The 23,986-nt window shown below is 37.1% G+C and carries 21 protein-coding genes; 12 read left to right on the plus strand and 9 right to left on the minus strand.

Going from position 1 to position 23,986, the window contains the following annotated elements; all coding sequences use genetic code 11:
- Nucleotides 1-56: 56 nt before the first annotated feature.
- From nirK to AAOP42_RS21495, 3 genes are all read left to right on the plus strand, one after another.
- On the plus strand, nucleotides 57-1,526 hold the full coding sequence (nirK, locus tag AAOP42_RS21485) for a copper-containing nitrite reductase (protein ID WP_349530649.1): 1,470 nt from the start codon (nucleotides 57-59) through the stop codon (nucleotides 1,524-1,526).
- Between the two features lie 91 nt (nucleotides 1,527-1,617).
- Nucleotides 1,618-2,325: a formylglycine-generating enzyme family protein gene (locus AAOP42_RS21490; protein WP_349530650.1), complete on the plus strand. Its 708-nt coding sequence runs from the start codon at nucleotides 1,618-1,620 to the stop codon at nucleotides 2,323-2,325.
- 23 nt (nucleotides 2,326-2,348) lie between these two features.
- Nucleotides 2,349-2,948 carry an SCO family protein gene (locus tag AAOP42_RS21495; RefSeq protein WP_349530651.1) on the plus strand — a complete coding sequence of 200 codons (600 nt, stop codon included), beginning with the start codon at nucleotides 2,349-2,351 and terminating at the stop codon, nucleotides 2,946-2,948.
- A 196-nt stretch (nucleotides 2,949-3,144) separates the two neighbouring features.
- Here AAOP42_RS21495 and nqrE read toward each other — a convergent pair whose 3' ends face one another.
- The 7 genes from nqrE to epsC form a co-directional block, all read right to left on the minus strand.
- A complete protein-coding gene (gene nqrE / locus AAOP42_RS21500; protein WP_349530652.1) occupies nucleotides 3,145-3,756 on the minus strand; it encodes an NADH:ubiquinone reductase (Na(+)-transporting) subunit E in 612 nt (203 codons plus the stop codon).
- Nucleotides 3,757-3,800: 44 nt separating this feature from the next.
- Entirely contained in the window at nucleotides 3,801-4,469 is a 669-nt protein-coding gene (locus AAOP42_RS21505) for an NADH:ubiquinone reductase (Na(+)-transporting) subunit D (protein WP_349530653.1), read from the minus strand.
- Nucleotides 4,470-4,526: 57 nt separating this feature from the next.
- Nucleotides 4,527-5,291, minus strand: a complete 765-nt coding sequence (nqrC, locus tag AAOP42_RS21510) for an NADH:ubiquinone reductase (Na(+)-transporting) subunit C (RefSeq protein WP_349530654.1) — start codon at nucleotides 5,289-5,291, stop codon at nucleotides 4,527-4,529.
- Entirely contained in the window at nucleotides 5,278-6,477 is a 1,200-nt protein-coding gene (locus AAOP42_RS21515; RefSeq protein ID WP_349530655.1) for an NADH:ubiquinone reductase (Na(+)-transporting) subunit B, read from the minus strand. The genes nqrC and AAOP42_RS21515 overlap by 14 nt, the downstream gene beginning before the upstream one ends.
- A 9-nt stretch (nucleotides 6,478-6,486) precedes the next feature.
- The gene (locus tag AAOP42_RS21520) at nucleotides 6,487-7,845 is read right to left on the minus strand and encodes a Na(+)-translocating NADH-quinone reductase subunit A (RefSeq protein ID WP_349530656.1); all 1,359 of its coding nucleotides are present in this window, start codon (nucleotides 7,843-7,845) and stop codon (nucleotides 6,487-6,489) included.
- Nucleotides 7,846-8,011: 166 nt separating this feature from the next.
- Nucleotides 8,012-8,890, minus strand: a complete 879-nt coding sequence (cysM, locus tag AAOP42_RS21525; RefSeq protein ID WP_349530657.1) for a cysteine synthase CysM — start codon at nucleotides 8,888-8,890, stop codon at nucleotides 8,012-8,014.
- Nucleotides 8,887-9,726, minus strand: a complete 840-nt coding sequence (gene epsC, locus AAOP42_RS21530; protein ID WP_349530658.1) for a serine O-acetyltransferase EpsC — start codon at nucleotides 9,724-9,726, stop codon at nucleotides 8,887-8,889. Before epsC ends, cysM begins: the two co-directional genes overlap by 4 nt.
- A gap of 336 nt (nucleotides 9,727-10,062) precedes the next feature.
- Here epsC and AAOP42_RS21535 point away from each other — a divergent pair, with 336 nt between their 5' ends.
- From AAOP42_RS21535 to AAOP42_RS21565, 7 genes are all read left to right on the plus strand, one after another.
- On the plus strand, nucleotides 10,063-11,490 hold the full coding sequence (locus AAOP42_RS21535) for a circularly permuted type 2 ATP-grasp protein (RefSeq protein WP_349530659.1): 1,428 nt from the start codon (nucleotides 10,063-10,065) through the stop codon (nucleotides 11,488-11,490).
- Between the two features lie 9 nt (nucleotides 11,491-11,499).
- Nucleotides 11,500-12,480 (plus strand): alpha-E domain-containing protein, encoded by a 981-nt coding sequence (locus AAOP42_RS21540; protein ID WP_349530660.1) that lies wholly within the window; start codon nucleotides 11,500-11,502, stop codon nucleotides 12,478-12,480.
- Complete coding sequence (locus AAOP42_RS21545; protein ID WP_349530661.1) at nucleotides 12,477-13,214, plus strand: proteasome-type protease; 738 nt, start codon at nucleotides 12,477-12,479, stop codon at nucleotides 13,212-13,214. Before AAOP42_RS21540 ends, AAOP42_RS21545 begins: the two co-directional genes overlap by 4 nt.
- Nucleotides 13,211-14,059, plus strand: a complete 849-nt coding sequence (locus AAOP42_RS21550) for a transglutaminase family protein (protein WP_349530662.1) — start codon at nucleotides 13,211-13,213, stop codon at nucleotides 14,057-14,059. Before AAOP42_RS21545 ends, AAOP42_RS21550 begins: the two co-directional genes overlap by 4 nt.
- A gap of 412 nt (nucleotides 14,060-14,471) precedes the next feature.
- On the plus strand, nucleotides 14,472-18,998 hold the full coding sequence (locus AAOP42_RS21555; protein ID WP_349530663.1) for a PAS domain S-box protein: 4,527 nt from the start codon (nucleotides 14,472-14,474) through the stop codon (nucleotides 18,996-18,998).
- A gap of 20 nt (nucleotides 18,999-19,018) precedes the next feature.
- On the plus strand, nucleotides 19,019-20,212 hold the full coding sequence (locus AAOP42_RS21560) for a hybrid sensor histidine kinase/response regulator (RefSeq protein WP_349530664.1): 1,194 nt from the start codon (nucleotides 19,019-19,021) through the stop codon (nucleotides 20,210-20,212).
- Between the two features lie 385 nt (nucleotides 20,213-20,597).
- On the plus strand, nucleotides 20,598-20,753 hold the full coding sequence (locus tag AAOP42_RS21565; RefSeq protein WP_349530665.1) for a hypothetical protein: 156 nt from the start codon (nucleotides 20,598-20,600) through the stop codon (nucleotides 20,751-20,753).
- 110 nt (nucleotides 20,754-20,863) lie between these two features.
- On the opposite strand, the gene AAOP42_RS21570 is transcribed toward AAOP42_RS21565, so the two are convergent.
- Both AAOP42_RS21570 and AAOP42_RS21575 read right to left on the minus strand, forming a co-directional pair.
- On the minus strand, nucleotides 20,864-21,316 hold the full coding sequence (locus AAOP42_RS21570) for a TerB family tellurite resistance protein (RefSeq protein ID WP_349530666.1): 453 nt from the start codon (nucleotides 21,314-21,316) through the stop codon (nucleotides 20,864-20,866).
- Between the two features lie 112 nt (nucleotides 21,317-21,428).
- Nucleotides 21,429-21,917, minus strand: coding sequence for a hypothetical protein (locus AAOP42_RS21575; protein WP_349530667.1), 489 nt, complete (start codon nucleotides 21,915-21,917; stop codon nucleotides 21,429-21,431).
- 307 nt (nucleotides 21,918-22,224) lie between these two features.
- Here AAOP42_RS21575 and rimP point away from each other — a divergent pair, with 307 nt between their 5' ends.
- Both rimP and nusA read left to right on the plus strand, forming a co-directional pair.
- Nucleotides 22,225-22,695: a ribosome maturation factor RimP gene (rimP, locus tag AAOP42_RS21580; protein WP_349530668.1), complete on the plus strand. Its 471-nt coding sequence runs from the start codon at nucleotides 22,225-22,227 to the stop codon at nucleotides 22,693-22,695.
- 5 nt (nucleotides 22,696-22,700) lie between these two features.
- Nucleotides 22,701-23,942, plus strand: coding sequence for a transcription termination factor NusA (gene nusA / locus AAOP42_RS21585; protein WP_349530669.1), 1,242 nt, complete (start codon nucleotides 22,701-22,703; stop codon nucleotides 23,940-23,942).
- The last annotated feature ends 44 nt before the right edge of the window (nucleotides 23,943-23,986 follow it).

A 23,986-nucleotide genomic window follows, 5' to 3' on the forward strand; every position in this document is an offset into this window, starting at 1 on the left:
TTTGTTTACATAAAGACACTAGTTAAAATCCTTATATCCAACTAACTAACTTTCTCATGAAAACTACTAATCACATCAAACAAAAATGGATTATCTTATTGTTTGTAATTTCGACTAAATTACTTTTCTCATGTTCAGATCAACACAAAAATCAGCAAGAGATTACCGAATCCTCCGAAATAAAAGTAACAGGCAGGATGGATGCCGAACTCACTTCTCCTCCACTAGTGCCACCACCAGTTGGTGACAGAGATGCAAAATTATTGAAAGTAGAAATGGAAGTTCTGGAGCAGGAAGGTGAATTAGCTCAGGGTGTATCTTATATCTATTGGACTTTTGGTGGCAGTGTACCCGGCAGCTTTATTCGTACCAGAGTTGGTGATGAAGTTGAATTCGTATTAAAAAATCATCCTGACAATAAATTGCCACACAATATTGACTTGCATGCAGTAACCGGTCCTGGAGGAGGAGCATCTTCATCATTTGTTGCTCCGGGCCATGAAACCCAATTTACATTTAAAACATTAAACCCAGGGCTATATGTGTACCACTGCGCTACCGCTCCCGTAGGCATGCACATAGCCAATGGAATGTATGGACTCATCTTAGTAGAACCTGCCGGAGGCTTGCCTGCTGTGGACAAAGAATATTACATCATGCAAGGTGACTTTTATACAAAAGGAGAATATGGAAAACCCGGACTCCAACCTTTTGATATGAATAAAGCTATAGATGAAGATGCTGATTACGTTCTCTTTAATGGAAAAGTTGGTGCTTTGACAGGGGACAATGCCATTACCGCTAATTTAGGAGAAACTGTCCGGTTGTTTGTAGGAAACGGAGGCCCTAATTTGGTCTCTTCATTCCATGTAATTGGTGAAATATTTGACAAAGTGAATGTAGAAGGGGGATCAGTTATCAACGAAAATGTGCAAACAACACTGATCCCTGCAGGTGGCGCAGCAATTGTAGAATTTAAAGTAGAAGTACCAGGTACTTTTATTCTTGTAGATCATTCCATATTCAGAGCATTTAATAAAGGTGCATTAGGAATGCTTAAAGTAACGGGACCAGACAAAATAAGAATTTATTCTGGAACAGAAAAGGAAGGTATATACAACCCTGAAGGTGGCACGGTACAGCAAATGCCCGGAGAGCAAGATAAACCAACTGAAGCTGTAGCACAATCCTTAGACGAACGCATCAAGCTTGGCAAGCAAATCTATTCTACTACGTGCTTTGCTTGTCATCAGGCAGAAGGACAAGGTATCTTGGGTGTATTTCCTCCATTGGCCAAATCAGACTATTTAAACGCTGATGTTGATAGAGCTATTGATATAGTATTGCATGGCAAAACAGGAGAAATAACGGTAAACGGAGAAAAATATAACTCCGTCATGACAGCTCAAACACTCACCGACGAAGAAGTAGCCAATGTACTCACCTATATTTATAGTAACTGGGGAAACAACAAAAAAGAAGTAACACCTACAATGGTTAAAAAAGTTAAAACCAGTAGCCATTAGACCATATCAAAACATGTTGGTTAAATCATTCAAATTGACTTTGTACTTTACATTATTTACTCTATGTAAAGTACAAAGTCAACCTCAAGACATGATGAAAATTGAAAAGGGATTCTTTGTACCACTTTACGGAAATGATTCCTCTGTTGTACATATAGAAAGCTTTTTCATGGATATCTATCCAGTCACCAACAGAGAATTCAAAGAATTTGTTATACAAAATGATCTGTGGGAAAAATCAAAAGTAAAACAATTATTCGCTGATGGAAACTATCTCAACCATTGGGCAGATAATGACGATTACGGTTCCTCAGTCTCTGGTGATGCTCCTGTAACGAATATCTCGTGGTTTGCAGCAAAAAGTTACTGCAACAGTAAAGGTAAAAGATTGCCGACTATTGATGAATGGGAATATGTGGCCATGGCCGACGAAACCAAACCTGATGCTCGAAAAGATGAGGCGTACAATCAAAAAATACTTGACTGGTATGAGTCTTCCAGAACGTTCGGAAAAGAAGTTGGCAGTACTTTTAAAAATTATTGGGGGATTTACGACTTACATGGACTTGTCTGGGAATGGACACAAGATTTCAATTCCGTATTAATATCAGGAGAGTCCAGAAAAGACGTGAATAGTGATAAAAATCTCTTTTGCGGTAGTGCTACTGTGGGTGCCAATGACTTAATGAACTACGCTGCATTTATGCGATTTGCTTTTCGTGGAAGTATAAAAGCTAACTATGCTATTAAAAATTTGGGATTCAGGTGCGCACAGTCTATTCCAAAGGTGGAAAATTAGAATTCTAAAAAACAACAAATCAGATGCAAACACTAACTGTCGCTCATCTTCTGGCATTATTCCTATTCTTCTCATGCTCACCAAAGAAAGAGAATGTCCAGTCTTCTTCTCAATCCTCAGAAGAATTAGACGAAATGTCAATATACCATTTGCCTTCCAAATGGAATACACAAAATGGTGAGCAAATAGAACTTAAAGACTTGCAGGGAAATGTATTGGTAATGGTCATGATATACACTTCTTGTCAAATGGCCTGCCCGAGACTTGTAGCAGACATGAGAAATATAGATACCCAAATCGAAGAAAAATTAAAGAAAAATGTAAAAATGATCCTGGTAAGTATTGATCCTGAAACCGATACACCAGACAGGCTGAAAAAATTTTCCATTGAAAATCAAATGGAAGGCAACCAGTGGTTATTCCTGCAAGGAACACCTGAAAGTGTCAGAGAGTTTGCTAATGTTCTGGCTGTAAAATACAAGAAAATCACACCTATAGACTTCTCTCACTCCAATATCATTAGCGTATTTGATCAACAAGGAGTACTTATACATCAACAAGAAGGATTGGGGGTTGATAACAAATCAACTATCGACGCAATAATCAAACTGAGCAAAAATTAGATCCTTACAAAAAAAAGGTTGTCTCAAAAGTCAAATAATCCCCAGATTCCTGACTGTCGTCAGACAGGTATTCTGGGATCTGTCCTGAAAACAGCTATTGCTGTGTTTCCAAAGGGATGCCGGATAAGTCCGGCAACTGTTTAACCCTTTTGAGACAGCCTCTTTAATTTCTTTAACATCTATCTATTTTTCTTATTTAAAGGGCAATACCGATAAAGGACTTGAAAGCAATTCCCATCAAACCGGTTAACAGCATAGTAATACCAAGCCCCCTTAAACCTCCGGGTACATTAGAGTATTTTAATTTCTCTCTGATTGCAGCCAGTGCTACGATAGCTAAAAACCAACCCACACCTGAACCAAGTCCATAAGATGTAGCCTCTATTATAGTGTAATCCCTTTGTATCATGAAAAGTGATGCTCCCAAGATGGCACAGTTTACAGCTATCAACGGCAAGAAAATCCCCAATGAACCATAAAGAGCAGGAGAAACTTTCTCGATGATCATCTCTACCAATTGCACCATTGAGGCAATTACTGCAATGAACATAATGAATGTCAAAAAGCTTAAATCTATAGTCTCAAAACTTGACCCAAGCCACGCCAATGCTCCTTCTTTCAATACATACTCCTGGAGCAACCAGTTGATCGGAACGGTGATTCCTAATACAAATATTACCGCACCACCCAAGCCAAAAGCTGTAGAAACTTTTTTGGAAACTGCCAAAAACGAACACATACCTAAGAAATAGGCAAAAATCATGTTGTCTATAAAGGCACTTTTTATGAAAATATTAAATGCTTCCATTTTTTATCTTTTTATATCTTTTTATATCTTTTAGTCTAAGACTATTAATGTTCTACGTAACCAGTTTTAGTTCTTTGAACCCATATTAATATACCGAGCACCATAAATGCTCCGATAGAGTCAACCATCAATCCGTTGGTCTGGTAACTTGCCCAGCCTATGGCTTCAAATACCTTGAAATCAAAAATTGAACCTGATCCAAATAACTCTCTAAAGAAAGCAACGGTAAGTATGATCCAGGCATAGCCAAACCCACTTCCAAGGCCATCCAACACAGAATCATACGGTTTATTGGCCATGGCAAAAGCTTCAAGCCTTCCCATCACTATACAGTTGGTAATAATAAGTCCCACAAATGCACCCAATACTTTATACATGTCAAACATGTAAGCTTTTAGTACTTCACTTACCAATGTAACAAGAGTAGCTACAATTGCCAATTGTACAATAATCCTAACCCTGCCTGGGATCAAATCTCTAATCAGGGAAATAATAAGGTTAGAAAACACAATTACAAATACTACAGCAATGGACATTACCAAAGTTGGTTCCATTTTAATAGTAATTGCCAGTGCAGAGCAAATCCCCAATACCTGAACTGTAACAGGGTTGTCTTCATTCAAAGGATCGGTAATAAATTTCTTTCTTCTTTTTGATAATAATGGCTCTGCTGGTTCCTTTACTATCGGTTGCTCAAGAGTTTCAGTACTCATGTTGTATAAATTTTATTTTTTCAATAAAGCCTTTTAAGGCACATTGTTAATTTCAAATTAATTGGCCTGCACCATTGATACCCCACCTTTTTTGGTCTTCTCTATAAAGGTTTTGTAACATTCCAGATAATTCAGCATCATCGAGTTTACGCCTTTACCAGTCAGGGTAGCACCTGACATTCCATCGATATGATGATCATCCAGAGGCAATCCCTTTTCTCCCTTTACCATAGAGACAGAAACTAAACTTCCAGAATCATCAAATATCTTTTTGCCTTTATACCTGTCCTTGATCTGATCAGACGTAATTCTTGCTCCCAATCCCGGAGTTTCAGTTTTATGGTCAAAAGCTACTCCTTTGATGGTGTTCAAGTCACTCTCAATAGCAACAAAACCTGAAATCCAATCCCAAAGCCCTGCTCCCCACATTGGAAAGATGTAAGCTTCAATCTTTGACGGGTCAGATTCGCTTACAAATTGGTAAACCGGATATAACCGCTCGTCTTTAGCTACTTTATAGTTCTTCTGGATGTTTACCTTTTCAGCAATCACAGGATTACCTTTTTTATCCTTTTCTACTATTTTACCATTGATATCTATAACAATAGACGAAAATCTTTTTTCATATAAAGCCAGAATCTCATTAGGATCATTGATAGAAGAAATGTCCATTACGGCACCCAGAATTTTTTTCTTATTATCCAAATCTACCTGCTTGTCTTGCAGAGGTTTCAAAACCACTGAAGTACCAGACAACAGCAATCCCAATATGATTGTTAGGACAGCTGAGAAAACGATGATGTATGTGTTAGACCGTTGCACGTTTTAACCTCCTTTTCTTGTTAGCGCTCACTACGAAATAATCGATAAGTGGAGCAAATACATTCATTAATAATATTGCAAGCATGATTCCTTCCGGATATGCCGGGTTAAATACCCTGATAATAATCGTTAATACACCAATTAGGAATCCATAAACCCATTTCCCCGTTTCGGTTTGAGCAGCAGTTACCGGATCGCTAGCCATGAATACTGCACCAAATGCCAATCCTCCAATCACCAGATGATAATGTGCGGGTAATTCCATATATGGATTTCCACCCAGCATACTTACAAATGATCCCATCACAAATGCTCCGGCAAACACACTTACGATTACCTTCCAGCTTCCCACTCCCGTGAATATTAAAACAGCAGCCCCAATTAAGCACATCAAAGTAGATGTTTCTCCTATACTTCCGGGCATTATACCCATAAACATGTTTCCAAAACTATACATTCCATCTGCCCATCCTGATCCAAAACTACTAAGGGAAGTTACCAGATTGTTTCCGGTGGCTAACGATTCAGCTCCAAGTGCCAAAGGAGTAGCTCCGCTAAATCCGTCAACTGGTGTTTTATCTCCTATAAAAGACCAAACATCACCAGATATTTGAGAAGGATATCCGAAATACAAGAATGCCCTGGCAGTTAATGCCACATTTAGTATATTCATTCCAGTACCTCCGAAAACTTCTTTTCCTATAATAACTGCAAAAGCTGTTGCCAGAGCTACCTGCCACAATGGAATAGTAGCAGGCAATACTAATGGAATAAGCATTCCGGTAACCAAAAAGCCTTCATTTACATCGTGTCTCCTGATGGTAGCAAATGTAAATTCTATCCCCAGACCAACAGTATATGAAACTATGATAATAGGCACAACCAAAGTCGCTCCAATCAACAATTCTCCTACTAAATCAGAAGCTTGCCCTGTAGCCAGATAATGCTGATGTCCGGCATTCCATATTCCAAACAGTAAACATGGCAACATGGCAATGATCACTGTCATCATCATCCGCTTCATATCTACAGCATCTCTAACCTGAACCCCCTTGGGTTTAGTCGTAGTATTCGGTGCAAAAAGCAGGGTTTCATGAGCCTCATATATATAGTAGAATTTCTCCCACTTGCCCCCTTTTTCAAAATGTGGCTTTACTTTGTCTAAAGCGTCTCTTACAAACTTCATTACTAAAAATTAGCTATTCTTAATTAAGGTCAATCCTTCTCTCAATATTGCCTGAACATCGTGCTTTGACACATCCACGAATTCGCAAAGCGCCAGGTCTTCCTCTATTACTTCGTAAATACCAAGTCCTTCCATATCATCATAGTCCTCAGCCATAATAGCCTTTAACAAATAAGTAGGAAGAATGTCCATTGGAGTTACTTTTTCAAATGTGCCGGTTTGCACAAATGCCCTCTCCTGTCCACGGGTATTGGTATCGAGTTTATATTCTTTGTTTGGATTTAAAAATGAAAGCAATCCAAAAGCCCTGTGAAAACTCAGCTTCTTGGTTGTTGGTAGTATCCAGCCAAACATTTCGTAGTAGTCTCCTTCAGGGATCACTGTCAATTGATTGTGATAAAAACCAAGGTAACCATTAGAGTTGATATGTTCTCCAGTCAACACATTACCTGAAATAAACCTCAGATTACCATCATTCACAGTACCGTCCACCAATTTATTGATGGCCGCTCCGGTAAAGGTTTTGTAGTATTGAGGAGTTTTTACTTCTGATCCGGCCAGAGCCACAAGTTTAGAAGCATCATATTTTCCTTCGAGAAATACTTTCCCAATTTGTGCTACACCATAAGGATGAACAGTCCATGCCACTTCGCCTTTGTTCATTGGGCTTAAATGATGGATTTGAACTCCTACATTACCAGCAGGGTGAGGACCGGAAAAATTATTTACAGTAGCATTCTTTGCATTTTTAAACATGTCTGCATTATCTCCACTGCCATCTATGTTTACATGCACGGATGCAAATTTTGAAAGAATATCAATACCTGTCTGAAAATACTTCTCCTGACCACTAAGGATAAATCCCATATCAGGTGCAAGAGGATGTGTATCAAAAGCTGAAACAAAAATAGCTTTTGGAGTATCGGCAGGGTTTGCAACCGTACCATAAGGCCTTTGCAAAATATTTGGCCACACTCCTGATTTACTCATTTGAGAGACAGCATCTTCCTTGCTTATTCCTGCAATGTCAGATTCTGAATACTGAGTAAATTTCTCATAGCTGACCTCTTTGTCAGCAAGAATTCTGATTTCTAATATTTTTCTTTTTGCTCCTCTCACTACCTCTGCCACTTCGCCACTTACCGGAGAAGTATATAATATGTCTTCAAACGCCTTGTCATGCATCAACGGCGAACCTGCTTTCACAGTATCTCCCTCTTTTACATTGAGTTTGGTTTGGACAATACCAACAAAATCTGTAGGCTTTATTGCAAAGGTTTCAGGAAGTGGGAGATCAGCTATTTTCTTTTCAGCTTTTCCCGCGAGATTTATATCAAATCCCTTTTTTAGCTTTATCGTTTCAGACATTTTAAAAGCAACAAGTAATAATTTTTAAAGCATGGCAAAAGTAATAAAAATTTATTCTTTTCACCTTTTCTGAGTAATTATCGCAATAAATCGTGTCGGATATTAAAACTAATTTTTATGTACGGCCTTTTTGTTGAAAAAAATGGCTTTGAAGGGTGAATTTTTTCTATTCAAACAAATCAGAACTCAAATACCGATCCCCACGATCACAAACAATAGTGACTATGACACCACGGTCTAATTCATCAGCAAGTTCCAATGCAGCATGAAGTGCTCCACCGCTGCTCATACCTGCCAGTATTCCTTCTTCCTTACCCATACGACGGGTCATTGCGGTAGCCTCCTCGGCACTTACATCAATAATGCGATCTACACGGCTGGGCTCATATATCTTTGGCAAGAATTCCGGAGACCATCTTCTGATTCCCGGAATACTTGAACCGTCCTTGGGTTGAGTGCCCACTATTTCCACATTGGGATTTTGCTCTTTCAAATATCTGGAAACTCCCATAATGGTACCTGTAGTGCCCATTGCAGAGACAAAATGCGTAACTTTTCCTTCAGTATCATTCCAAATCTCAGGGCCGGTAGTTTGATAATGCATCCCGTAGTTATCAGGATTGGCAAACTGATTGAGCATGTGGTATTTGCCGCTAGCTGCCATTTCCTCCGAGAGCTCTCTCGAATACTCAATGGTTTTTGCAGCTGGAGTCAAAATCACTTCTGCTCCATAGGCTTTCATAGTTACCACCCTTTCCCTTGTAGAGTTATCAGGCATGATAAGGGTCATATGAATTCCCATCGACTGAGCCACCATTGCCAACGCTATCCCGGTATTTCCACTGGTCGCTTCCACCAGTCTATCTCCTTTTTTTATTTCTCCACGATCCAATGCCCCTTTGATCATGCCATAAGCTGCACGGTCTTTCACACTCCCTCCAGGGTTTTGCCCTTCCAGTTTGCAATAAATCTGTACTCCTTTGTTAGTATTCAGATTTTGTATTTTGATCAGGGGAGTGTTTCCAATTAATTCGGCAATGGTCATTTTACTATTGTCTTTAGTCTGATGGTATCGGAGCTTATAGTATCTCCTATTTGTCTTTTATTTTGATAATTGACTTGAGTTAGAGGAGGAACGCTTTTCGTAATCCATACGTTTCCACCTATAATACTGTCATGCCCAACAACCGTTTCGCCACCTAATATAGTAGCATTGGCATAGATAACAACATTATCCTCTATTGTAGGATGGCGCTTGATCTTTGCATCTTCCTTGTTTACACTCAATGCTCCGAGGGTAACACCCTGATAGATTTTAACATAATCTCCTATCACGGTAGTTTCTCCTATTACTATTCCTGTTCCATGGTCAATGCAAAAGCTTTTTCCAATCTTAGCTCCGGGATGAATGTCTATTCCCGTTCTGCTGTGTGCCTGTTCGGTAATCATTCGTGGGATGATCTGTACTCCCCGGTTATACAAAAAATGCGCAAACCTGTAAGATGCAATGGCATAAAATCCGGGATAAGTACGAATCACTTCACTTTCGCTTTTAGCTGCCGGATCTCCGGCATATAGAGCCCTCACATCCTCATTGAGCATTTCAAAGATTTCAGGTATTGCTTCGAAAAACAAAGTTGAATTTTCATTGGCATGTACTCCATCATAGTTTTGTTTGATGTGGAGCATCTCATTCAATTTTGTTTTGAGTGTCTGAAGATGTGCTTCTAATTCTTCCCGGGTATTGTAACTTCTTCTTGAATATACAGGAAACAGTGTGCCTATTAACTCTTGAAAAAACACTCCCACTTCCTCTTCATTAGGGCATTGCGGACATTCCTGATGTGCTTCGAATATTTTGTCTATGAAAGATTCCTCCATTCCTCTTTAGCGATTCTACGCAATAATTGTTTTCTGTACTACGCAAAGTACGAGTCTTAGTCCAAAAGATTCAAATTAATTTTGACATTCTTTTTTCCATCTATCAGAAGGTTTAAATTATTTCTTTTGAAAAAGATTTATAGTTTCTAGCAGGATTTCACTTTACTTACCTATATTTAATCTTTTCAGAATTGAGGTACTACATGCTTACCCTATTTTAGTTATTGATAATATAAATCTATAATTGACGATTTATTTTTAACAAAAATAGCCTTTAAGTAAAAATCCCACACGCAAAAGCTCAATTCTATTTAAAATCTTTAAAGCAGGATTTTTATGAAATTTCAGCCCTATGTGACTGAACATATCTACGATGAAATGTTTGAGTCAAATGAAAAGTGTCGTTCTCACTATGCAATGTTTAAAGAAAAGATTGAAGACCTTTCTACAAGGAAGTTAATGCAACTTCAGCATTCTACCGACAAGGCACAACGTGCTATTGGCATGACCTTCAATGTTTACCATGACAAAAAAGGGAAAGAAAAAATCCTCCCTCTGGACATAATACCCCGGGTAATCAATGGTAAGGATTGGGAAGTGATCGAAAAAGGATTAGCCCAGCGTATTGAAGCACTCAATTTATTCTTACAGGACATATATAATGGCGGCAAAATACTTAAGGACAAAATTGTACCTGAAGAATTGGTATTGTCAAGCCAGGATTATTTAGACCCATGCTCAGGGATCACTCCTCCAAAAGGCAGGTGGTGTCATATAATCGGCACTGATCTGGTAAGGGATGGCAAAGGGCATTTCTATGTACTGGAGGATAATTTAAGATGCCCTTCCGGAGTGTCATATATGCTGGAAAACAGAGAAATTCTAAAACGAGCTTTTCCCCAATTGTTGAGCTCTATGGGTGTAAGGCCAGTCTCTGATTATCCGATCAAATTACTCAATATGCTACAGTACATGTCAGACAAGGCAAAGCCAACAGTAGTGGTACTTACACCCGGAGTTTTTAATTCCGCCTATTTTGAGCATTCCTATTTGGCCAATGAAATGGGTGTCACACTTGTTACAGGACAGGATTTAATCGTAGAAAATGATTTCGTTTTCATGCAAACAACCAAAGGGCTCAAGCAAGTAGATGTTATCTATAGAAGAATCGACGATAAATTTATGGATCCTATGACTTTCAGAAAAGACTCGTTATTGGGCACACCTGGTCTTTTTAGGGCATTTAAAAAAGGAAATGTAGCATTGGCCAATGCTCCCGGAACCGGAGTGGCTGACGACAAAGCAGTTTATGCCTATGTTCCCAGAATCATTAAATACTATCTGGGAGAAGATCCGATTATAGAGAATGTACCTACTTATCTCTGTCGGGAAGAAAAAGACAAAAAATATGTATTGGAAAATATCGGAAATCTGGTGGTAAAAGAAACCAATGCAGCTGGTGGCTATGGAATGCTTATTGGTCCAAAAACCACAAAATCAGAACATGAAAAATTTAAAAAGCTAATAAGCAGCAACCCTAGCAACTACATAGCACAGCCAACCTTGTCCCTTTCTACAGTACCTACTATATCAAAATCCAAAATAGATGGCCGGCATGTGGATTTAAGACCTTATGTTTTGTATGGGGAGAAAGTAGAGGTAATTCCCGGAGCACTCACCAGGGTAGCTTTGAAAAAAGGGTCACTGGTGGTAAATTCCTCGCAGGGAGGTGGAAGCAAAGACACTTGGGTTTTATACAATTAAAATTTACTTATGTTAAGCACAGTAGCAGATTCATTATATTGGTTAGGGAGGTACCTGGAAAGAGTAGAAAATTATGCCCGCTTTATTGATGTAAATTTCAATTTATCGCTGGACCTACCTCCGGACGTGCAAGAGCAATGGATGCCATTGATAGCAACCACTGGTGATATTGAGTCATATCATAAAAAAAATAATAATTTTGATCGTCAAAATGCCATGTATTTTCTGGCCTTTGATGAGGAAAATTCAAATTCCATAATAAGTTGTATCAAAGCATCTCGTGAAATAGCCAGAACGGTAAGAGGCTCACTAAACAAAGAGATTTGGGAGAAGCTAAATGAGACATATTATTTTGTGTTGAAAGGAAAAAAACAAAAAATATGGACACGTGAAGATCCAAGAGAATTTTTTAAACAGGTAAAACTTGATATTCAGCTACTATATGGTATCTCAGAAGACTCTATCAGTCGCGGACAGGGGTGGTATTTTTCAAAACTGGGGCAATACATAGAAAGGGCGGATAAAACCTCCAGGATTTTGGATGTAAAATACCACTTGCTACTGCCATCATTAGATGATGTTGGCTCTCCAATAGACTACCTTCAATGGACAGCTTTGCTTAAGTCTGTCACCGGATTTGAGTTGTACTGTAGGGAATATGGCACTATAGAAATATCCGGAGTAGTAGAGTTTTTGACTTTAAACAAACAATTCCCGAGAAGTATTCTTTTTTCTCTAAAAGAAGCACAAAAATGCCTGTCCGTAGTATCGGGAACAACTGACGGGGGATATTCCAACAAGGCTGAAAAGGAGTTGGGGTCTCTGGTGTCAGATTTACAATATGCCGATGTTTCAGAAATCATCAAATCGGGCTTACATGAATACATTGACGGAATACAAATAAAATTAGTTCAAATTTCAGATGAAGTATATGACCACTTCTTTAAAATAAAACCTAATTTTATCGAACAAAAAACACAAGAACAATGACATACTGTTTGGGATTGAAAACCAGAGAAGGGATTATTGGTTTCGCCGATACGAGAATTACGACAGGTAACGATACTACTTCAGCAAAAAAAATTTTCTCTGTAAACAGAGACAGGCATTCTTTATTTATAATGACCTCCGGGCTCAGGTCAGTAAGGGATAAGGCCATTACCTATTTCAATGAAGTAATAGAAGAAAATGACGATAGTTTCGATAAATTATACAAAGCTGTCAATGCTTTTGCCGAACAGGTAAAACGTGTCGCTGGAGAGGACAAGGCATCTCTGGAGGAAGCAGGATTCTCTTTCAATTTGTACGCTATCGTTGGTGGACAATTGGAGCATGATCATGAACCTAAAATATACCTGCTCTATCCACAGGGCAATTGGATAGAAATAGTAGAAAGCACTCCGTATGTAATTATCGGTAATACCGGATATGGCAATCCTATTTTGAAGCGCTCCTTTACCATAGACAGTTCTCTGGATTTTGGAATGAAGTGTGCGTTCTTGTCTTTTGATGCAACGAGACTTTCAGCAAATGATGTGGACTATCCGATAGATACCATTACACTGAAAAATAATTCTTATCAGATGATAGAACACCGATATACCGAGAAAGATTTGGGGCATTTATCCGACTATTGGAATTCAAGAATTAAAGATGCTATAGAAAACATTCCTGCCCAGATATTGGGCAAGTCTTTCATAGAGGAAACTCAGCTTGTCAAATGATATTAAAAATTAACCATTCGACTAAATATACCTTTGAGCAGGATGTTTTTTTAGAACCTCATTACCTTACTTTCACCCCTGCTCACAGGCCATATTATGATTTGGTTAATTTTGATTTAAAGGTTCACCCCAAGCCATCAGGGTTGGTAGAGAGGCCCGGCTTAGAAAGCAACATATACCATCAAGCGTGGTTTAATGACATGACAAATTCTCTGAATATCGAAGTAAAACTTGAACTCAGATTGAAAAAATATAACCCGTTCGATTTTTTCGTAGATAGCCCGGTGGGTGATTCTAATAACAAAATCTACAGAGAATTTGAAAAGGAAGCACTCTCGTTTTACCTTCAAACATTGCCCTTATCAAAAGGACTGTCAGCATGGTCGAATGAAATAAGAGAGAGTGCCGGAGAAAACCTGATTACATACCTGTCTTTTCTGAACCAATCCATTCATTCCGACAACAAACACATTATCAGAATGGAATCGAATTTAATGGGTCCTGATGAGGTTTTTGATAAGAAAATGGGCTCTTGCCGTGACCTCTCCTGGATGATGATTCATATTTTACGTCATCGGGGTATTGCTGCCAGGTTCGTAAGTGGGTATTCTTACAACCCCGAACTGGAAGAGGGGCATGAACTGCATGCCTGGGTAGAAGCCTACCTGCCCGGAGGAGGCTGGATCGGATTGGATCCAAGTGCTGGTATTTTCACTACAGAAACCTACATTCCTGTTTCTGCAAGTTTTGACCCTGATATGACCAAGCCCGTAATTGGTGGCTTTAGAGGAAAAGCAAAAAGCTCCATGGAAACTGCCGTAGATATAGAATTGTTGGATAAATAACAGAAAACAGAATCAAATTAAGTAAGAACTTTAGCTATTCTCAATACCCCAAAATCAGGTTGACCAAAAACCTTCTTTCTTACATCATGGAATTATTGTTCCGATTTCTTTCACATTTTCAATACCAACTGAAATGTGACGGATAACACCCATTCTACCTGCGTAGGATGAGCAATATCTTGCTGTGTTTGAACACTTTTTGCTTCTGATACCCAAGAAATAGTGACAATAGAACCCCATTCAAGGGTTAAAGCAATGTCAAAGCAAAGACTCCTGAATATTCCATCAGAGTGCTCTAAAAGGGTGAATTAAGACTTTATAGATGATCTTTGTGCTTGCTTGTTGAAGCTATAAATTTAGGCAAATAAGAGAAAAACTTTTATATTTAGTAGTATTTAGTTAGGCAACAACTATGAAGAAAGTCGATTATTGGATTGCTTGGTCAATATTAGTAGCAGGTCTTTTAGTGACATTTACAGTAACAATTTATGTTAACTCTGAAATCCATCAAATAAATAAATCTAAATTCAAATTTGAATGTAAAGAAATTGTAAGCAAAATAGATTTACGACTACAAGTCAATGCCCAGCTACTTCGCAGTGGGGCAGCTTTCTTCGGTTCGTCTGATACAATTACACGTGAAGAGTGGAGAGATTTCACCGAGCAATCGCAGATAAGGCTGAACTTTCCTGGGGTTTTGGAAACAGGATTTTCCTTAAGAATTCCAAAAAATAATTTAAACGAGCATATCCGAAATATCAGGAGCGAGGGCTATCCAGATTACGTAGTTTGGCCAGAAAATAAACGAGAAACATATACGTCTATAATTTTCATTGAGCCATTCTCTAAGCAAAACATGGGGGTCTTTGGTTATGATATGATAACCGATTCGGTACATAGGGAAGCCATGGAGCGAGCTCGTGACCTGAATTTGGCAGCACTTTCAGGAAAAGTACTATTGACTCAGGACACTGAGGCAGATGTTCAAGCTGGCAATTTAATGTATGTTCCGGTTTACCAAAAAGGAGCAGAAATAAAAACCTTACAACAACGTCGTGCTGCATTGAAAGGCTGGGTCTATAGTCGCTATAGCATGAATGACATGTTCTCTGAGATTCTGTCCACATGGGAACTAGAGGACAATCCAAATACGTACTATTTAGATATTTATGATGGATTTAGTTATTCTCCTGAGTCAATATTATTTACATCTCATAAATCCGCAAAGCAAAAAGAATCGAAAATACATTTCTCTTTAAATATACCTATTGATTTTAATGGACATCAATGGATTCTTGCGTTTACTCAAAAAAAAGGAAATATTTTAATTGATCATGCAGGCTCATGGTTTGTACTTACAGGAGGGTGTATTATCAGTATATTGCTATTCTTTCTTACCCGATCATTTTCAGGCACAAAGTATCAGGCTTACCAAATAGCAGAACGTTTAACTGCTAAACTCCAGGAAAGTGAACGACTACTTAGAGAATCACAGAAAATTACCAAGTTAGGTAACTATTCCCTTGATATAAAAACTGGAACATGGGAAAGTTCAGAGGTTCTTGATGTCATATTAGGAGTAGATAAAAATTACCCTCATTCTATTGAAGGATGGAGTGCACTCGTTCACCCCGATTTCAAAGAAAAATTAATGAATGCTTTAAATGATGCAATATTAGAAAAACAGTTTTTAGATAATGAATATAAAATAATACGAAATAATGACAAAGAGGAGAGATGGATTCATGGTCTTGGAAAACTTGAATATGACAACAACAATAATCCAACAAGACTAATAGGAACAGTAAGTGATATTACAGAGCAAAAACTCAATGAGGAACGTCTGCACTTAAGTCATGAACAATACCGTAGTTTATTTGAAAACTCTCCTCTTGGAATATATCAAACGACCCCTGATGGAAAAATCATCAATGCGAATTCAACCTTATTGGAAATGCTTGAATTTAATTCTTTAAGTGAGCTTCAGGAAAGAAACTTGGAAAAGGAAGGCTATAGTGAGGATTCTGATATCATGCGAAGTGAATTTGTGGAAATGATTCATAAGGATGGATATGTAAAAGGATTGGAAGAAAGCTGGATCACACGAACCGGAAAAAGAATTCCTGTACGTGAAAATGCCAGGATTGTCAAAGGAATTGATGGTGAAGTATTGTTTTATGAAGGTACTGTAGAAGACATTACCGACAGAAAAATGGCTGAGAGGGAAATTCAAAATATAACCAGTCGATTACAACTTGCCACCAGTACGGCTAATATTGGAATATGGGAAATGAATCCAATCACTAACAAAGTTATTTTGGATGAGGTAACGTGTAAACTATATGGAATTTCACCTAGAAAATTTGCAGGTACTTATGAGGCATGGGAAGGTTTACTTCATCCTGATGATTTGCCTAGGGTAAATGAAGAATTCCAAATGACCATACAACAACTACAGCAGGAGTTTCAAACTGAATATCGCATAATCTGGCCAGACAAATCCATTCACTATATTAAAGCCACAGGTTTTGTTGAACTTGATAATTCGGGAAAAGCCATTCGTGTGATAGGAACAAATATGGATATAACCGAACGCAAATTAGGAGAGCAGTCACTGAAAGAAAGTGAAAATCGTATGCGCACAATCTTTGAAACATCTCCAGTTCCTATGGTTATGACCAAAGTAAATAATGGGGTAGTTGTTATGGCTAACGATAGTCTTGGAAAACTATTTAATCTTACAGTATCTGAAGCCATAGGAAAAAAATCGCCAGATTTCTATCAAAATCAAGAGGATCGAAATGTTCTATTGAAAGCTGTTATGGAGAATGGTGCTGTCGATGATTTTGAAGTGGTATTGAAAAAGACCGATGGAAAACTATTCCACTGTTCAGTATCGCTCAAATTAATGGCTCTAGGTGATGAACAAATGCTAATCGCAGGGTTTCACGATATTACCGATCGGAAAAATGCTGAAAAAGAAATTTTATTCCATCAAAAAAACCTGGAAGAAATGGTTTCAAAGAGAACTCAGGAATTAACTCTTTCACAACAGAAACTACAGCAAAGCATTAAAGATATTTCGGATTACAAACTGGCTCTTGACGAATCAAGCATTGTTGCCGTAACGGATCTCAAAGGGACTATTACCCATGTGAATGATAATTTCTGCAAAATATCTCAATACAACAGAAAGGAACTTATCGGCAAACCTCATAAGATGGTTAATTCAGGGTTTCATCCAAAAGAATTTTTTGTGGATCTTTGGACAACAATTTCAGAAGGATTGGTTTGGAGAGGAGAAATCAACAATAAGGCCAAAGACGGTAACTCCTATTGGGTTGATTCTACGATTGTTCCATTTCTTGACCTAAATGGAAAGCCATACCAATATGTTTCAGTCACATTTGATGTTACCGCTAGAAAATCCATTGAAGCTGATCTGATCAAATCCAAAGAGGCAGCAGATGCTGCAAACCAAGCGAAGAGCGAGTTTCTAGCCAATATGAGTCATGAAATTCGTACTCCTATGAATGCTGTTATTGGGTTTTCAGAGCTTTTATCAACATCTATACAAGATGAAAAAAAACGCTCGCAAGTGGAATCAATACGTTCTAGTGGAAAAAATCTATTAAAGATTATCAACGATATTCTGGATCTTGCAAAAATTGAAGCCAATAAAATCGATATCACACCTGCACCAATCAACCTCATTCGATTGATGAGTGAAATGGAAAATATGTTTGCTCAAAAAGTAGAAGAAAAAGGAATTAACTTTTCAATAGTACACAAAGATGCAATCCCTAAAATACTGTTACTTGATGAAGTTCGCATTCGTCAGATATTATTTAACCTTATCGGCAATGCTGTTAAATTTACCGATCACGGGCAAATTACACTAAGCTTAAATGCCAAGAGAAAAAATAAAAAGAGTCAAAATGTCGATCTGACTATTCTGGTTACAGATACTGGAATAGGCATCCCCATTGATGAGCAAAAACTTGTTTTTGAACCTTTTAATCAACAGAAAGGACAAAGTGTCATGAAATATGGAGGAACTGGTCTTGGGTTGTCTATTACGAAAAAGCTACTACATCGTATGGGCGGAACTATCAGCCTACAAAGTAAAGTTGGTAAAGGCAGCACATTCAAAATATTCCTTCCCAACATTTCAGTGTCAGAGGATTACATCGATACTGAAGAAAAGGCATTCGATATAGATAAAATAAAATTTAAAGAAGCCAAAGTACTGATTGCCGACGATATAGATGAAAATCGTAAACTTATCGTTGATTTACTTGAAAAGTCACCTCTGACCATGTTAGAGGCTAAAAATGGAGAAGAAGCTTTTAACATGGCACAAGAATATTTACCTGATTTAATCCTCATGGACTTACGTATGCCGGTTATGGATGGTATGGAATCCGCAAAACAGTTAAAAACCAATTTACTTACAAAATCAATACCGATAATAATGCTTACCGCATCGATCGCAAAAACAATAACTAATGTTAATGACGTATTTGACGATTACTTATTTAAACCATTAGATATAACACTCTTATTTGATGTGTTGAAAAAACACCTTAAACATGAGGTATTAGAAAGTGATCACAGTACATCCAATATGGACAAGCCCCCATACATGCTTTCAGAAAAACAAAAGCAGAAACTTCCTGAATTTGTTAAATCCCTTGAATTAGAGTTTTTACCAAAGTATGAAAATGTCATTAAGAAACAAGTAATCAACGAAATTGAAGAGTTTGGCAAAGATTTACTCGCTATTTCATCAGAAATGGGTCTTCCAATACTAATTAGTTACAGCAATAAAATTGTAAGTTATGTGGATAGTTTTAATATAGAAAAACTTATACCAACTCTAAGGAAATTTCCTGAATTAGTGGAACAGCTAAAAGAGGAAATTAAAAGTATTGAATAAAGAAGAAGTTGTTTTTAAAATTGACAGAACTTGAATTAATCGACAATATGGAAATTAAAGAGAAAAAGAATTCTAAAATTCTAATTGTTGATGATCAACAAAAAAACATTCAAGTTCTGGGAAGTTTATTGCGGCAGAAAAATTACATCATTGGCGTTGCAATGAATGGTCAGCAAGCATTGAAAGCCCTTATAGAATCCGACGACTATGATCTTGTTTTATTAGATGTTAACATGCCGATTATGGATGGTTTTGAAACGTGCAAAGCAATCCGAGAACAAGACAACCTCAAGGAAATCCCAATTATTTTCTTAACTGCCCTGGTAGATACAGAAAATATAGTTAACGCTTTTAAAATTGGAGGTCAGGATTATCTGACTAAACCCTTTAATTCAAAGGAATTGCTTGCAAGAGTTAACACTCACCTTGAATTAAAACATAGTAGGGATAAGCTTAAGCAAGTGAATACATGGCTTGAAAATAAAGTAGCAGAAAGGACTCTCGAATTAAAAATTGCAAAGGACAAACTACTTCATCTGGATGCTGCAAAATCAGAATTCCTAAATATCATCAGTCACGAGATGAAAACACCTTTAAATGGGATCATTGGAATATTACCAACTTTAAATCGGTTTCAACTTCCTTCAGAAGTAAATGAAATGTTGGAAATTTTGAAGACCTCTGCAAAAAGGTTAGAGAATTTCTCATATAAAGCCTTAGATATTTCACTCTTCAATACCAAAGGAAAAAATACATTAAGCTTATGTTCAGTAAATCCCAATGAGCTAATTGTTTCTAATATAATTAAATATCAAGAGAATGCTGAACAGAAAAACATTACCATAACCCACGCAAGTGAACCCAATGTTACAATTTCATTACTTGATCCATCATTTATGAACAAATGTTTTTCTTACATTATTGATAATGCGTTGAAATTTGGAAATATAGACTCGCAGGTAACTATTCAAACAGCTATTCAAAATGAATCTTTTGTGGTCTCCATTGAGAATGAGGGCATACCATTTCCAGAAAATTTCAGTATTTCAAGCATTCAACCTTTTAATACTAAGACTCATGTAAATAAAAATCCGGGATTATCTCTTTTTTTATGTAAACAAATAATAGAGGCTCATAATGGACAAATTGAAATAATGAATACTCAAAAAGGAGCAATTGTAAAACTGATTCTTCCGAAAATAGACACGGTGTAATACTGTACTTTGATGAAAAAAATATTATTTTTTCACCTGTTGCCCAATAGCAATATCACAATGGTTTAATACTCCGAACCTTTGGGACGGAAACAACTTTGTTTACAAGGCTAACCCTATTGATTACATCGGGACTCTATCCCAAATAGCTTACTCTTCTGTAAATCATAGAATTGGTAAGGTAGAAATTTGGCCAAGAAGTCTTTGAAATACAAGTAGCGAATCAACTTGGCTTATGTCACCGATTTCTCTTTTTCAAGGTCAGTCATTCAACTAATCTTCGCTATGTTCCTTTTCTTTACCTCCTCCGACAAATCCCCGAAGAGCAGAAAACCTCCTTCAAACAACTCTGCATGAACTGCACCGTTAGAGTGGCTGGATCGGATTGGATCCAAGTGCTGGTATTTTCACTACAGAAACCTACATCCCTGTTTCTGCAAGTTTTGACCCTGATATGACCAAGCCCGTAATTGGTGGCTTCAGAGGAAAAGCAAAAAGCTCCATGGAAACTATAGTAGATATAGAATTGTGGGATAAATAACCAGAAAGAAAATTTAGATTAAACCATTCCATACCCTAAAAAATTCTATTGTGTAATTTGGGTTTAAATCCGTTTATCCTGATACTACTTTGAAGTTTGCCTCAGAAACTTCAGGTTTTCAGTTGGTTTTTTTGAATCACAAAACTAAGTCTGGTGTAGGTTTCCTTGAGGTCGTTTCCCACACTTAAGTTACTACTTATGCTCTTCACCAGCTCATCTACTATAGTTTTCTTGAAACCCAATTCAATTGCATAAGTTTTACAGATTTGCATTTCACGGTAATCAATATCATCGTCAACCATCATCATCCGTGTAAAATTATAAATGAATTCGAAGCGTTGCTCGTTTGTATCAGGCACTAAAAAAGGAATATTATCCTTTTCATCTTTAATTTTTTGAACCTCCTTTTTACTTATGTTGAAACCAGCAGCTATTTCATATAGCAAGTTCAATTCATCATCATGAATTTTTTCATCAGCCAATACAATTTCCCAAAGAGACTTAATGTGGCTTCTGGAAAGTTGCTTTCTTCTTTTTGCCTTTTTCGAAAATAAACTTAACATGTGAATATGAATTTAGTATCCAAATTTTATTGCATAACAACAAAAAAACCTGTGTTAAAGATATTAAATTTATACTGGTTTTATTTTATGGTTCAAAAAGCTTTTAATTCGGTCAACTGCTTTTATTATCATTTGCCATCTTGAGCTTTTTTATAATCGGGTATAATTTACGATACATTTCATTCAAATTGCTAACTGATCCAATATTTTTGGTTAGACTATCAATCAATTCATCAATAAAATTTCGTTGAAATCCCAGACGCAAGGCATAATCCTTACACATTTCTTTTTCCCGGTAATCAATGTCTCCGTCGATCATCATCATACATGTCAGGTCATAAATGAAATGAAATCGTTCTTCAACTGTTTCAGGTTTAATGAAAGGAATATCATCTTTATTGGCACTGATTTCATTTCTGTTTATGGTAATGGCATCTACTTCTTTTTTAGTCAGTTTATGATAGTTAGCCCTTTCGTACAGCATTTTTAGTTCATTTGCGTGCGTTCTGCCATCGGCCAGCAGTATCTCCCAAAGTGCATTTATATGGCTTCTGGCCATTTGTTTTTTCTTCTTGTCTTTATTAGAAAATAAGCTAAACATGAAATATTATTTTGTTTATTCTACTGTTGTTTAAAATTTTATTACCTCAAGAAAAAGGCAAAATAGAAACCTAAATGGCATCCACTAAATAAAGTTAGAGATTTTACACATTTAATACTAAAAACGTTAAATGATTTATTGAAAACTCCAACAACAGTACAGTAGTGGCTCAATAGTGATGGTTTTATTTTATTAGTATACAAAAATTTGCTTTGTGAAAATAAAACTTTAAATTTGCAACAGAAACGTATATAGATTTCGTGAATGAGGGGACAACAGTCCCCTATTTTTATGGTTAATTTTTAAGTTGGAAAAGGTAGTAGAAAATTTGAGGGCGCAGTTGGATGAAATTCTGGAAAGTGAAGAAACACTTTTTCTGGTAGATTTTATACATAAGGGTACCACTAGAGGAGGAAAACTTACCATTTTGCTTGATGGAGATGAGGGCATTTCGATAGACCAATGTGCAAGTATTAGTCGCAGGTTGTCTCGATACATGGATGAGAACATCGAACTCGATAATCCCTTGACCTTAGAAGTATCTTCAGCCGGATTGGATCATCCCATTTCTATGCTAAGGCAGTACCGAAAAAATGTGGGTAAAAACATTAAAACCACATTGAATGACGGAACTGAAATAGAAGGCAAATTATTGAATGCTACCAACGAAGAAATTGTAATTGAAGAACTCAAAGACAAAAAGAAAAAATTGACTGAAGAAAGAAGTATCAATTTCAAAAACATAAATAAAACCATTGTTCTAATTTCATTCAAATAATAAAAATGGAAAGTGCTGTATTAATTGAATCTTTAGCGGATTTTGCCAGAAGCAAAAATGTTGACAGGCCAACGATGATCAGAATACTCGAAGACGTATTCAGAACAATGATCCGAAGAAAATTTGAGACTGACGATAACTTTGATATTATCATCAATGCTGACAAAGGGGATTTGGAGATTTGGAGGTTTAGAGAAATAGTAGATGATAATTCTGAAGATATCTGGGATCACGATAAAATTGCTCTGAGTGAAGCAAGAAAAATTGAACCTGATTTTGAAATCGGAGAAGAAGTAGCAGAGGAAATTAAGCTCATGGACTTTGGTCGAAGGATGGTAATGACTGCTAGACAGACATTGATCCAAAAGATTAAAGATCTTGAAAAAGACATACTTTTTCAAAAATACAAAGATTTGGTGGGTGAGATTATCACTGGTGAAGTATATCAAATACTAAGCAGAGAAGTATTGCTTACAGATGCTGAAGGCAATGAATTGACGATTCCTAAGTCTGAGCAAATCAACAAAGATCGCTATAGAAAAGGGGATTCGGCTCGTGCCATTGTGGACAGGGTAGAAATAGTAAACGGAAATCCACGAATAATCCTTTCAAGAACATCCCCTGTTTTTCTTGAGCGATTGTTTGAAAGTGAAGTACCGGAAGTATATGACGGATTGATCACCATCAAAAAGGTAGTAAGGGAGCCGGGTGAAAGAGCTAAAGTAGCAGTGGAATCTTATGATGATAGAATTGACCCTGTAGGAGCATGTGTAGGAATGAAAGGCTCCCGGATTCATAGCATCGTACGAGAATTACAAAATGAAAACATCGACGTGATCAATTATACGGACAATATGGATTTGTACATTGCCCGTGCATTGAGCCCTGCCAAGATCAGTAGCGTAAAGATTGAGGAAGAAAGCAAACGTGTAGCTGTTTACCTAAAGCCTGATCAGGTTTCTCTGGCCATTGGTAAAGGTGGACAAAACATAAAGTTGGCAAGCAAATTGGTTGATTTAGAAATAGATGTATTCAGAGAGCTCGACGGACAGGAAGAGGAAGATGTAGCATTGACTGAGTTTTCTGATGAAATAGAAGATTGGGTAATTGATGAATTAAGGAAAATTGGTTTGGATACTGCAAAAAGTGTTCTCGCTCTTACAACCGAAGATCTTTTAAGAAGAACCGATCTGGAAGAGGAAACCATCGAAAGCCTGGTAAATGTATTGAAACAGGAATTTGAATAATTTTCCTATTAAAATAAAGGAATAGAAAAGGTAAGAATAATAAA

Source organism: Reichenbachiella sp. MALMAid0571, assembly GCF_040151475.1.
Classification (GTDB): Bacteria; Bacteroidota; Bacteroidia; order Cytophagales; family Cyclobacteriaceae; genus CAXBNB01.